A 13,007-nucleotide genomic window follows, 5' to 3' on the forward strand; every position below is an offset into this window, starting at 1 on the left:
CGACCGCCGCGACCAGTGCGGCTGCACCGGTCGCGATTGCGGATTCTCCCCCTGATTCCATGCCTCTATTCTACTCCGCGAAAACAGACCTCGAAAGTCGAATTCCGTTGTGATATAAGGCTATTCAGAATATCCGGGTTTTAGCTTTCGTCTTGTTCTTATGTCTTGCCCTTCTTGTCCAGGCGTCTTTGTCTTTTGCTCTTGTCAGCACTCAGACGCATCGACAATTGGTGCCTGTGCAGGCAGCCATGGGTCAGGCTCCTGGCTCGGAGAGGGTGATCAGCTCGGCGGCGAGGTTGGCGCGGGCTGCGTTGTCGTAGCGGGCGCGGGCGGTGGGGGTGCGGAAGAGGTGTTCCTGTTGGATGAGGCCCTGGAGGACGGCCGCGCGGCCCTTGCGGAACAGCTCGTCGGGGACGTGTGCGTATTCGGCGCGGACTGCGGACGCGTATGCGGCGTAGGCGGATTCGCCGGCGGCCAGGATGGCCAGGTCGGCATCGCAGAGGACGCCGCCATTGCGATCCGAGGGGTCCGGGTGGTGTCCGGCCGTGAGCCGGACCAGGCGGGCTACCTCGGCCACCAGCTCGGCGTCCAAACCCATTGCGGGCAGCGCGGTTTCGGCCAGCGCGGCGCTGGCCTCCTCATTGTCGCCGCCCTCGACCGAGTACACGGCATCGTGGAAGAAGGCCGCGTAGCGTACGGCGGCGATATCGGCGGCGTCGGCGGCCAGGTCGTCGATGATGCTCAGCATTGCGGCCAGATGCTCGACGGTGTGATAGCGGCGGTGCGGTTCGCTGTAGCGGCGGACCAGGTCCTCCCCCACCGCCCGCGCCGACGGTCCGGCCAGCTCGGTCCAGCGGTCCAGCAGTTCTGCGTCCAGACTCGTCCCCATCTACGCAGTCTGCCGAATGTGCCGCCGAGACAACAGCCCTGAATCACGGTGCTCTTCGCCACTGTGCCCCGGCCGCATATCTGCACCCCCATCCCACACCGCACTGCCGGACGCTCGTCCCACACCGTGTTGCAGCACGCTTGTCCCATCCGTGCAGCAGCACCCCGGTCCCGCACCCGTATAGCGCTGCCGCCCACACGTGTCCGGCGCTGCGGCCCAAGGGGAAGTTCGGACTGCCGCGTTTTCACTACTCCAGGCGACCCCCTCGCGCGACAGGTGGCGAATCTCTGCTCACGCGACGAGGTGGCGGTCTCTGCTCACACGACGCGGTGACGGTCCCTTCCCACACGACGAGGTGACGGCCCCTTCCCACACGACGCGGTGACGGCCCCTTCCCACACGACGAGGTGACGGCCCCTTCCCACACGACGCGGTGACGGTCCCTTCCCACACGACGAGGTGACGGCCCCTTCCCACACGACGCGGTGACGGCCCCTTCCCACACGACGAGGTGAGGACCTCTGCCCACCCGGCGGGGTGGCAGATCTCTTCTCACACGGCGAGGTGGCGGATCTCTTCGTCCTCGCGCAGCGGGTGGCGAGTGTCTTCATCCTCGCGCTGTGCGTTGCGTTGGCAGATACTGGAATCCATGTCGATGCAACCTCACCGGTGGACACCGCCGCCCGCCACCCCTCGTGCGCGCGAAACCCGCAGTACCCCCGAAATGCCCGCGCTGCGGTTGCTCGAATTGCCCGGCCGGGGACCGGAAGACGTGGTGGTCGCGGCTGATGGGCGGCTGTTGACGGGTATCGATGACGGGGCGATTCTGGCCGTTGATCCGGCGACCGGGGCGGTGGAGCAGATCGCGCACACCGGCGGGCGGCCGCTCGGCTTGCATGTGGAATCCGATGGCGCACTGCTGATCTGCGATGCCGAGCGCGGGCTGCTGCGGCTGGACAAGCCGGGCGGCGCGATCGAAGTGTTGGTGGCGGAGGTCGACGGTGCGGCCTTGAATTTCACCAGCAATGTGGTCGCCGACGGCGACGGGACCATCTACTTCTCCGAGTCCTCGCGTCGCTGGCCCCTGAAGCAGTGGATGGGCGACATCATGGAGCACTCCGGCACCGGTCGCCTGCTGCGCCGCAATCCGGACGGCACGGTCGAAACCCTCATCGACGGGCTGGATTTCGCGAATGGCGTGGTGCTCGCGCCGGACCGCTCCTGCGTTCTGGTCGCCGAGACCGGCGCCTACCGTGTGACCCGGTATCGGCTGTCCGGCCCGCAGACGGGCACCTGCGACCGGCTCGTCGAGAACCTGCCGGGCTTCCCGGACAATATGCTGCTCGGCAGCGACGGCCTGGTCTGGGTTTCACTCGCCGCACCGCGAAACCCCTTGCTGGACAACCTGCTTCCGCTGCCGGGCATCCTGCGGCAGATCTCCTGGGCGATTCCCGAACGGCTGCAACCGAAACCGGCCCGCACCGTCTGGGCCATGGCCTTCGACTTCGACGGCACGCTCGTGCACGATCTGCAGCGCGAGGGCACCGACTACGGCATGGTGACCGCCGCCGCCGAACACGACGGCGCCCTCTATCTCGGCAGCCTCAGCGAATCGGCGATCGCGGTGACGCAGGTCCCCTAGGACTACCGGTGACACAGGTCCCCTCAGGACTACGGCGACGCGGGTCCTCAGCGAATCGGCGGTCGCGGTGACGCAAGTCCCCTAGAACTACCAGTGACACAGGTCCTCTAGAACTACCAGTGACACAGGTCCCCTCAGAACTACGGCGACGCGGGGCCTCAGGACTTCTGCGCGGCGTCCTGAGCATGCTGCGCCTGGGACAGCTGCTCCGGTGTGTAGCGCAGCGACAGTGACAGCAAGCCCATGAACGCCGTGCCGAGCGCGCAGACGAACAGCACCAGCGTGTAACCACTGCCGAGCGCGTCGATCTGCGCGGAGGTCATTTCGGTGACCTTGCCGGTGGTGCCACCCAGCGACAGCGTGCGCGAGAGCGCGACCGGACTCAGCAGACCGACCGCGAACGGCGTGCCCATATTCATGAACATCTGCCCGACCGCCGACAGCGGGCCGATATGCGCCATGTCCACACCGACCAGTACGCACAGCGGCAGAATCACGATGACCATGCCGACCGCGAAGCCGACCACGCACAGCAGTCCGAGCAGCGTCGGGAAGTACTCCACCGAACTGTCGATGGTGGAACCGAAGAACAGCCCGGCCGCCAGCACGATCGCCGAACCGAACAGCAGCCAGCGCGGCTGCACGTACTGCACCGCCTTGGACGACACCGCGGTGCCGACGCCCGCGCCGAGCGTGAACGGGATACTGCCCAGACCCGCCATGAGCGGGCTGTAGCCGAGCACATTCTGCAGGAACTGCGCCACGAAGAACGTTGTCGCACCCAGCACACCGGAGGCCAGGAAGATGGCCGCGAACGAGATCACGCGATCGCGGCTGTCGAACAGCGACCACGGCAGCAGCGGATTGGCGACACTGCGTTCGGCGAACACGAACACGATCAGCAGCGCCAGTCCGCCGAGCAGCGAGCCGATGATAATCGGGCTGTCCCAGCCCATTTGCGGACCCTCGGTCGCGCCGAACACAATGGCCGCACAGGCCAGGGTGCCCAGCACCGCGCCGCGAATATCCAGTGAGATGCGGTGGTGTTCGGTGTCGTGCAGCTCGTAGATCGCGCCGAGCACGATGAGCAGGCCGATCGGCACATTGATCCAGAAGATCCAGCGCCAATCCACCTGGGTCAGCGCACCGCCGACCACCAGACCGCCGACCGAGCCGATGCCCACCATGGAACCGAGAATCGCGATGGCCTGGTTTCGGACGGGGCCGGGCGCGAAAGTGGTGGCCACCAAGGCGAATGCGGTCGGCGCGGCAATGGCCGCACCGGTGCCCTGCAGTGCGCGGGCAGCGATCAGCCAGGCCTCGTTCTGGGCAGTACCGCAGAGCGCCGAGGCCACCGTGAAGACGCCGACGCCGAGAATCAGCATGCGCTTACGGCCGAAGGAGTCCCCTAGTCGACCACCGAGCAGCATCAGACCCGCGAACGGCAGACCATAGGCAGTGACGGTCCAGGCGCTGCCCGCACTGGACAGACCCAGCTGTTCCTGTACCCGCGGCAACGCCAGAATCATGACGGTGCCATCGAGCACGACCATCAACTGCAGCCCGCTCAATACGAGAATCGCGAGCCCGAACGCCCGCTTGGTCACCGGATACTGCATCGTCGCAGCGGGATTATCGAGCACTCCGACACTGTAATGGATGCCGGACGGACCGAACCGATCTCGTTCCCGCGCGATCGACTCAGCACAGCGGCCCGATCGCGCGGTAGCAGAAGCGGCCGCGGCGCCGATCGATGCCGCGGCCCAGACCACCGCGCAGCCCCCGCCGGCGCCTCACAGCTCCAATAGATGCTGCGCAGAGTCGACAGCTGCTGTGCGGCGGCCGAGGCCGACGTCGCGGAACGGTGTGGGGTGTCGGCTGTCGCATCAGCGGGAACTTTGGGCACGGTGAGCGGTCCCGCTGCGCTCAGAGGGCGGCGGCGTCGGGGTCGCCGGCGGTGAATCCGGCGGTGGGGCCGATGACGATAATGGCCGGGGGGCGAATGGCTTCCGCGCGCACCTGCTCGGCGACGGTCGAGAGGTCGGCGCGGACGATGCGCTGGGTGCGCAGGCTGCCCTCCTGCACGATGGTCACCGGGGTATTCGCGGCGCGACCGCCCTCCAGCAGTGCGGCGGCGAACTTGTCGATGCGCTCCACGGCCATGAGCAGCACGATGGTGCCGCGCAGCCGGGCCAGCGCGGGCCAGTCGACGAGGGAGTCCGGGTGGTCCGGGGCGACGTGCCCACTCACCACGACGAATTCATGGGTGACACCGCGATGGGTGACGGGGATTCCGGCCAGGGCGGGCACCGAGATGGCGCTGGTGACGCCGGGCACAACCGTCACCGGAACACCGGCTTCGACACAGGCCTCGAGTTCTTCGTAGCCGCGGCCGAAGACATACGGGTCGCCGCCCTTGAGGCGGACCACGAACTTTCCGGCCTTGGCGCCCTCGATGAGCGCGGTATTGATGGCCTCCTGGGCCATGGCGCGGCCGTACGGAATCTTGGCGGCGTCCACGACCTCGACGTCCGGGCCGAGTTCGGCCAGCAGTTCCGGCGGCGCGAGCCGATCCGCGACAACAAGATTCGCACGCGCCAGCAGTCGGCGGCCGCGCACGGTGATCAGGTCCGGATCGCCGGGGCCGCCGCCGATGAGCGCCACACCCGCGGCCACCGGACCCGAATCATCGGTCACCACACCGGATTGCAGTGCTTCCAGGAGTGCGTTGCGCACCGCGGCCGAACGGCGATGCTGCCCACCGGCGAGCACGCCGAGGCTCATCCCGTCGTAGCGCGCGGTGGCCGGAGTGACGGCGGTACCGAGCCGGGCATTGTCGGCACGCACGGAGAAGATGCGGCGCCGCGTCGCCTCGGCCACCACGGCCGCATTGGTTTCGGGTTCGTCGGTGCACACCAGCGCGTACCAGGCGTCCTCGAGATCGCCGTCGGCATATTCGCGCAATTGCAGGGAGATCTGCCCCGAGGTGGCCATGCCCTCGACCGCCGGAGTGGCCTCGCGGCTGATCACGTGCACATCCGCACCGGAGGCGATGAGCAGCCCGAGCCGGCGCTGCGCCACGGTCCCACCACCGACCACCACCACGCGGCGCCCGTTCAGATCGAGCCCGACCAGGTAGTTCGGGTCGCCTACAGGCTGGTCATCGGATGCGGCTGACGTGTTCGGCACAAGGATTGAGCCTACGGTGTGCACGGAAAACCGGAACAATCGCCCGGCAGCCGCGCGGCAACCGATATCGGGCCGTCACGCGCGGCTGGGAATCGTGCCTGGCTCTACGCGGGCGGACGCCGATTCAGATGCGGCTGTGGACCTTGGCCGGGGTGATGCGGACGACCACTCGCTCGGCGGGGTCGGTCAGCGAGGACGGCATGAACTCCCCGTACGTCTGCCCGGTGAACTTCACTGACATCCGGTCCGGCAGTGCCCGCTCGGGGTCCGGCTCCACGGTGACGGTGCCGCGAATCTCGGCATAGACGTACGGGTTGTCCGGCGGCGTGATCATGACGGTGGCCCGCGGGTCGCGCACCAGATTCTTGTACTGCTGCCGGCTCACCGAGGTGGAGTACACCAACTCGTCGCCCTCACGGTCGAGCCAGACGACGGTCAGATGCGGCTGGCCGTCGGCGCCGATGGTCGCCACCGTGGCGAATACCTTCGACTCGTCGATGTGCTTCTTGAGTCCCTCGGGAAGTGTGGTCACGGATGGTGTGAACAGACTGTGCTGCAGGCTGATTCCCGGCACTATTTCACGCCGCCGGCGCGTCACTTCACGCCGTTGGCGTAGTCCTGCACCAGATGCAATCCGCCCTGGCGGATCGGCATTCGATCCGAGTCGACGAGCGTGAGCGCCAGCGTCACCGGATGGCCTTCGAGTTCGCCGGTCAGCGTGAGCCGATCCGGTGCGGGCCGTTCGTAGGTCAAGCTCGCCAAAAGCTCGGAGCCCGAGGGCGCACGCAGGGTGAGACGGTGTGCGCCACTGTCGAATTCGGTCAGGACCGGGACCATGCCGTCATCCATACGCTGGTAGATCGCCACACCCGGATCGTCGAACACCATTCGCCGCCAGCGGGTTTCATCGGTGAGCAGCGGCGGCACCGACTGCCCGTCCCTGGTGAACTCGGTGACGTTCCAGATGCCGTACAGCTCGGACTGCGGCCGGCCCGGGCCGTACTTGTGCCAGCCGTCCCAGGCCCCGACCGCCTGGCCCAGGACGAACCAGAGCGCGAGCACCACCAGTGCGATATCGGAGATCCGCCGGGATCGCCGCGTCCGGAACGGGGTGGGGGCGGTCGAGGGCCCCGCCGCGCCGCCCAGCAGTGCGGTGGCGAGCCGCCGCGCATCCGGGGCCAGCAGCACCATCGACAGCAGCAACAGGTGGAACGCCAGCAGTTTGACCGGGACATCGAAGGTCATGTTCAGCACCCACACCTGCGCCATGCTCACCAGGCTGAGCAGCGCACCGGCCACCTGGGTGCGCGGCAGCAGAAGCAGTAGACCGCCGGTGATCTCGGCCAGGCCGAGCAGGCTCTCGTAGACCGGTGAGACGCCGACCTGATTCCACAGCACCGCCATATGACTGAAATCGCCGTAGGGCTGCACAAGTGTGGCCAGGCCGGGGACCGGCATCTGCAGGGGAATCGCCTTGGCGAAGCCATAATTCAGCATCTGACCGGCCAGCATGACCCGGAAGAACAGCAGGAACCAGCCGGCCGCCGTGCGGTATTCGGTGCGCCTGCGGTCCAGCACACTCCATACCGCGGTCACCAGCACCGCGGCGATCAGAATGCAGAAGACCTCGATCCACAGATACAGCTGATCGCCGCTGCCGGAATCCAAATTCAGGTGGACGCCCGGATGGTCGAAGACGGTGCGCCCGGTCCAGCGCACCAAGGGGCCGGGCAGATCCGCGTACTTCTGCAGGAGATCGTCCGGCAGCCACTTCTGGACGATGCCGAAGAATGCGAAGATCGGCTGCGGGTAAAGGACGCAGAACAGCGTGCAATAGGCGATCACGAAGCGGAAGAGAATCCGGAAGGCCGGTCGCCACTCGCGGTTCCGCTCCGGTGCCAGATCCTCGAAATCCGTTGCGGTACCTACTGTTCGCACACTCATCGCACATCCCCTCGCTCCGAACTTCGACCGTAGTTCGAATGCGATCTCGACGCCTCCGGGTTATCCCCCTTTTCCGGAGCTCCGGCATACCTCTGCGGGATTACGTGCCAGCCCCCAAGGTGATGACGTGCCAGCACTACCGCCGCGCCGGAATTCCCGTCGAGCGGTCATCCCATTCACCGGTACTCGACCCCGCAACCCCTGCACAATCGAACTGGAACACGTTACATTTCTCGGCACCGTGTTGTGCGGGTCACAGCGGCCCTTTCCGGCCCGCCCGAACCGCGCCTGACACGCCTGCCTTTCCATGCCAGGAGGAATAGACATGTCGGCCGACGACCCCAACCAGAGATGGGAACTCACCGTCTCCGACCGCGACGAGGATCAACTCGCGGCACAACTGGCGAGCTGGCTCGCCACCAAGGTCGTAGCCGACGGGGCGCCCCGCGTCACTTCGCTGACCAAGCCGCAGGCGGGCGGCATGTCCAGCACCACGCTGCTCTTCGACGCCGAATGGACCGAGAACGGGCAGCCCGCGGGCGGCTCCTACGTGGCGCGCCTGGCGCCGGAGGACAGCTCCTTCCCGGTCTTCGAGAAGTACGACCTGGAAACCCAGTACGCCATCATGGCCGGAGTCGCCGAGGCCACCGACGCACCGGTGCCGGAGCTGTGCTGGATCGAGACCGATCCGAAGGTGCTCGGTTCCACGTTCTTCGTCATGCGGCGCGTGAATGGCCGTGTCTGCGAAGACAATCCGCCGTACGTGTTCTTCGGCTGGGTCTTCGACGCCACGCCGGAACAGCGGCTGGAGATCACCCGCAAGACCGTCGAGGTCATCGCCAAGGTGCACGGCATCGAGAACCCCGCCCAGCGCTTCCCCATGCTGGACGGCGAGGGTTCGGCGCTGCGCCGGCATTTCGAGGCCCAGAAGCAGTGGTACGACTGGGCGCTCGCCCGCGACGGATTCCGTATTCCCTTGCTGGAGCGCACCTTCGAATGGCTGGAGCAGAACTGGCCGGAGGACTCGGGGCCGGATGTGCTCAACTGGGGTGACGCCCGGCCCGGCAACATCATGTTCCAGGAGAACGAGGACTGCGATCTGGTCGCCGTCCTCGACTGGGAGATGGCGGCCCTCGGCCCGCGGGAACTCGATGTGGCCTGGCCCATCCTGATCCACCGCTTCTTCCAGGACATCGCGACCCGCTTCGATCAGCCCGGACTGCCGGACTTCCTGCGGCGCAGCGATGTCGAGAAGCTGTACGAGGAGGCCACCGGGCACGCGGTCCGCGATCTGGACTGGTACCTGATGTACGCGGCGCTGCGCCACGGCATCGTGATGGGCCGCATCAAGCGCCGCATGATCCATTTCGGTGAGGACACCGATACCGACGATCGCGACGATTACGTCATGCACCGACCGCTGCTCGAGGCCATGCTCGACGGCACCTACGCCTGGGATTGAGAGCTATGAAACCCATGATCGGCCCGCTCGACGAATTCCCCATCCACCAGGCGCCACTGCCGATGGCGCGGGTGGTCAGCAGCGATAAGAACTTCTACGACCGCAGCTACTTCAATGCCATCGACACCACCGGTGACCTGATGCTGATCACCGGGTTCGGCGTGTACCCGAACCTGGGTGTGACCGACGCCTTCGCCACCGTGCGGCGCGGCGACACCCAGCACGCGGTGCGGTTCTCGGATGCACTGGACCAGCGCGGCCTGGACCTGGCCGTCGGCGGGTACCGGATCGAGATCATCGAGCCGCTGCAGAAGCTACGGGTGATCTGCGAGCACGAGGACCTGTCCTTCGATATGACCTGGGACGGCGCGTTCCCGGTCGTACAGGAGGAGGCGCACACCATCATCACCGGCATGAACAAGGCCATGATCGATGCGCAGCGCTTCGCCCAGGTCGGATCCTGGTCCGGCACACTGCATGTCGACGGCGCCGACATCACCGTCGATCCGGCGAACTGGACCGGCACCCGCGACCGCTCCTGGGGCATCCGGCCGGTCGGCGAATCCGATCCGGCGGGGCGCGTGGCTTCCGAACCGTCCGAGGGCTTCTGGTGGCTGTACGTGCCGCTGCGCTTCGACGACTATTCGATCATCGTCATCGTGCAGGAGGAGCCCAATGGCTTCCGCACCCTGAACGATGCCACCCGGATCTGGCACGACGGCCGCATCGAGCAGCTGGGCTGGCCGCGCATCAATCTGAAGTACAAGTCCGGCACCCGCATTCCGACCTCGGTGCGCCTGGACCTCACCACCCCCGACGGCAAGCCGCTCGAGGTGGAGGTCGAGGCCGGCACCCATATCGCCCTCAATGTCGGCTGCGGCTACGGCGGCGATCCGGACTGGCAGCACGGACAGTGGAAGGGCCGCAACTGGTCCGAGAGCAAGAGCTTCGACCTGACCGATCCCGCCATCGCGGGCCGCATCCCCTTCAGCGTCATCGACCACGTCGGCAAGGCCCGCTGCGGCGACGACGTGGGCTGGGGCCTGTTCGAACACGGCAGCCTCGGCCGCCACGACCCCACCGGCTTCGCCGACTGGGGCTCGGTCTCGCCCTAACCCCCAGACCGCGAATCATCCACTCCCTGTGAATGATCCGCACCGCCGCCGCGCCCGCCGACAACCCAACCAGTCGGCGCGCGCGGCGGTCGGCTTCGCGGACCGGCGTCACTGGCCGATGTTCGCACTGTTCGATTCGGCCGTGCCGCCGAAGTGCGATGCTCAGCGCCGAATAGTGGCGGCCGCCACGGTGAGTCCACCTACCACCCGTTTGCGGATCACCAGCTCACCATTACCGGCCGCCAGCACCGCAGCCGCCTCGGCCACGCTGGGCGTGCCGATCGCCGCGGCCGTCCGCACCGACGGGCTCGGCACCGCCACGCTCGCCAGCTGCGCCGCCGTGAACACCACCAGGGGCACCCCGAGCTGCTCCGCCGCCGCCACCAGGCCGGGCTCCGCCGACCGCCTGTCCACGGTCGCCAAGCACCCGATGGCCATATCCCCCAGCACTTCCCGGATCGCGTCGACGATGGCCTCGGCTGCTACTCCCGACCGCATTCCCACCCCCACCGCCAGCTGATGCGCCGCAGGCCCGCACTGCCGCTCAGACATTCGCCGCCTCGGCCACGCTGGGCGTGCCGAGCGCCTCCGCTTTCACAATGGCCACTGCTTCGACCCCCGAGCTCATACCGACCCCGACTGCCAGGTCAGGCCGGGACATGGGTTCGGGTGAAATCGGCTGCGGTGGAGACGAAGCGGGTGATGGCGGTGGGGTTTCCGGCGGGGTGGGTGTGGAGGTAGGAGGCGTGGACGTTGCGGAGGATGGCGCCTTCGCGGATGGTTTCGCCGGAGGGGGCGCGCCAGGCCCAGGCGAGGGGGTCGGAGGGGGCGGTGGCGAGGCGGGTGCGGTGGAATTCGTGGCCTCGGACGCGTTCTCCGGCTTGCCAGAGGGGGGAGTCGGTGAGGGCCACGGCGTCTCGGTAGCCGAGGGTGAGGCGGGGGCCGAATTCGGCGTCGGCTTCGACTACGCCGGCCATGCGGTGGCCGTCGAGGGAGCGGGTGAGGTAGAGCAGGCCGGCGCATTCGGCGTGGATGGGGAGGTCGCGGCGCGCCTGGTCGGCGATGGTGGTGAGCAGGTGGGTGTTGGCGGCCAGGGAGGCGGCGTGTTCCTCGGGGAAGCCGCCGGGGATGACCAAACCGGCTGTGCCGGAGGGTAGTTCGTCGCACAGGGGGTCGAAGACGACCACGCGGGCTCCTGCGGCTTCGAGGAGTTCGCGGTGTTCGGCGTAGCCGAAGGTGAAGGCGGCTCCGCCTGCTACGGCGATGATGGGGCCGCCAGTAGGAGGTGCGACCGCCAGCCGCAGCTCCTCGACCGGATCCCATGCCGGGCCCGTGATATTCGAACTCGCCAGGGCAGCCACGGCCGCCAGATCTATATGCGCGGCAACAAGATCGGTCATGGCGTCGACCGCGGACTGCGCCGCGGAGCCGTGCTCCACGGCGGGGACGAGGCCGAGATGCCTTGACGGCACGGCCAATTCGTCCAGGCGTGGCAGTGCGCCCAGTACCGGCAGGCCGACGCGGGCGCAGGCGGCACGCAGGACCTGTTCGTGCCGTTCGCTGCCGACACGGTTGAGAATGACTCCGCCCAAACGGATTCCGCTGTCGAAGGTGGCGAATCCGTGCAGCAGCGCCGCCAGGCTCTGGCTGTGGCCGCGCGCGTCCACCACCAGGACGACCGGTGCGCCCAGCATGGCGGCGATCTGCGCGGTGGAGCCCTCCGCCACGGGTTCGGTGTTGTGTTCGTCGATGCGGCCGTCGAACAGGCCCATCACGCCCTCGACCACGGAGATATCGCAGCCCGCGCTGCCGTGCCGGTAGAGCGGAACCACCCGCTCGGCCCCGCACAGCACCGGATCCAGATTGCGCCCGGGCCGACCGGCAGCCAGTCCGTGATAGCCCGGATCGATGTAATCGGGCCCCACCTTGAACGGCGCCACCCGATGCCCGGCCCGCCGCAGCGCGCCGATCAGTCCGGTGGCGAGAGTGGTCTTACCGCTGCCCGATGCGGGCGCGGCCACCACCACCGCGGGCACACTCACCATTCGATGCCGCGCTGGCCCTTGCGGCCCGCGTCCATCGGATGCTTGACCTTCGTCATCTCGGTGACCAGATCCGCGACCTCGATGAGCGCCTGCGGGGCATCGCGGCCGGTGATCACCACGTGCTGATTGCCGGGACGATTGCGCAGCGTCTCGACCACCTCGTCCACATCCACCCAGCCCCATTTGAGCGGGTAGGTGAATTCGTCGAGCACATAGAAGCGGTGCTGTTCGGCGGCCAGGCGGCGGGAGATCTCCTGCCAGCCCGCGAGCGCGGCGGCGGCATGATCCTCATCGCTGCCCTGCTTGCGCGTCCAGGACCAGCCCTCCCCCATCTTGTGCCACTCGACCGCGCCGCCCGCGCCGGTTTCCTCGTGCAACTTGCCGAGGGTGCGGAAGGCGGCCTCCTCGCCCACCTTCCACTTGGCGCTCTTCACGAATTGGAAGACAGCCACATCGAAGCCCTGATTCCAAGCGCGCAAGGCCATCCCGAACGCGGCGGTCGACTTCCCCTTGCCCGGCCCGGTGTGGATGGCGAGCACGGCCTGATTGCGGCGCTGCCGCGTGGTCAGTCCGTCATCCGGAATGGTCTCCGGCAGTGGCACGCCCTGGGGCATCGTCTGCGCTCCTTCTCCTGACGCGGCCAGAGTGCGGCCGTCGGGAATCTACGGTGCCATACCCAGCCACCGCCCCCGGTCCCGGCCCGGCCACCGCGCTTTCATGA

11 protein-coding genes are annotated in these 13,007 nt (G+C 67.6%); 3 read left to right on the forward strand and 8 right to left on the reverse strand.

From position 1 onward, the window contains the following. Window positions 1–253: 253 nt before the first annotated feature. Window positions 254–889, reverse strand: a complete 636-nt coding sequence (locus tag ABZX86_RS34550) for a metal-dependent phosphohydrolase (protein ID WP_355129741.1) — start codon at window positions 887–889, stop codon at window positions 254–256. A 649-nt stretch (window positions 890–1,538) separates the two neighbouring features. Here ABZX86_RS34550 and ABZX86_RS34555 point away from each other — a divergent pair. Next, window positions 1,539–2,531 carry an SMP-30/gluconolactonase/LRE family protein gene (locus ABZX86_RS34555; RefSeq protein ID WP_355129743.1) on the forward strand — a complete coding sequence of 331 codons (993 nt, stop codon included), beginning with the start codon at window positions 1,539–1,541 and terminating at the stop codon, window positions 2,529–2,531. 158 nt (window positions 2,532–2,689) lie between these two features. On the opposite strand, the gene ABZX86_RS34560 is transcribed toward ABZX86_RS34555, so the two are convergent. The 4 genes from ABZX86_RS34560 to ABZX86_RS34575 form a co-directional block, all read right to left on the reverse strand. Then, window positions 2,690–4,150 carry an MFS transporter gene (locus tag ABZX86_RS34560; RefSeq protein ID WP_355130005.1) on the reverse strand — a complete coding sequence of 487 codons (1,461 nt, stop codon included), beginning with the start codon at window positions 4,148–4,150 and terminating at the stop codon, window positions 2,690–2,692. Between the two features lie 307 nt (window positions 4,151–4,457). Next, a complete protein-coding gene (gene cobA / locus ABZX86_RS34565; protein WP_355129745.1) occupies window positions 4,458–5,720 on the reverse strand; it encodes a uroporphyrinogen-III C-methyltransferase in 1,263 nt (420 codons plus the stop codon). Between the two features lie 124 nt (window positions 5,721–5,844). Next, window positions 5,845–6,252 (reverse strand): PPOX class F420-dependent oxidoreductase, encoded by a 408-nt coding sequence (locus tag ABZX86_RS34570; protein ID WP_355129747.1) that lies wholly within the window; start codon window positions 6,250–6,252, stop codon window positions 5,845–5,847. Window positions 6,253–6,314: 62 nt separating this feature from the next. Then, window positions 6,315–7,664: a DoxX family protein gene (locus ABZX86_RS34575; protein ID WP_355129749.1), complete on the reverse strand. Its 1,350-nt coding sequence runs from the start codon at window positions 7,662–7,664 to the stop codon at window positions 6,315–6,317. Between the two features lie 325 nt (window positions 7,665–7,989). On the opposite strand from ABZX86_RS34575, the gene ABZX86_RS34580 reads away from it, so the two are divergent. After that, window positions 7,990–9,126, forward strand: a complete 1,137-nt coding sequence (locus ABZX86_RS34580) for a phosphotransferase family protein (protein ID WP_355129751.1) — start codon at window positions 7,990–7,992, stop codon at window positions 9,124–9,126. A 14-nt stretch (window positions 9,127–9,140) separates the two neighbouring features. Further along, entirely contained in the window at window positions 9,141–10,241 is a 1,101-nt protein-coding gene (locus ABZX86_RS34585; protein ID WP_355130007.1) for a hypothetical protein, read from the forward strand. 162 nt (window positions 10,242–10,403) lie between these two features. Here ABZX86_RS34585 and ABZX86_RS34590 read toward each other — a convergent pair whose 3' ends face one another. From ABZX86_RS34590 to cobO, 3 genes are all read right to left on the reverse strand, one after another. Further along, on the reverse strand, window positions 10,404–10,793 hold the full coding sequence (locus tag ABZX86_RS34590; protein WP_355129753.1) for a cobalamin biosynthesis protein: 390 nt from the start codon (window positions 10,791–10,793) through the stop codon (window positions 10,404–10,406). Window positions 10,794–10,888: 95 nt separating this feature from the next. Continuing rightward, a complete protein-coding gene (locus ABZX86_RS34595) occupies window positions 10,889–12,286 on the reverse strand; it encodes a cobyrinate a,c-diamide synthase (protein WP_355129755.1) in 1,398 nt (465 codons plus the stop codon). Then, window positions 12,280–12,900, reverse strand: coding sequence for a cob(I)yrinic acid a,c-diamide adenosyltransferase (gene cobO / locus ABZX86_RS34600; RefSeq protein WP_327144883.1), 621 nt, complete (start codon window positions 12,898–12,900; stop codon window positions 12,280–12,282). The genes ABZX86_RS34595 and cobO overlap by 7 nt, the downstream gene beginning before the upstream one ends. Between the last annotated feature and the right edge of the window lie 107 nt (window positions 12,901–13,007).

Source organism: Nocardia sp. NPDC006630, assembly GCF_040611495.1.
GTDB lineage: Bacteria > Actinomycetota > Actinomycetes > Mycobacteriales > Mycobacteriaceae > Nocardia.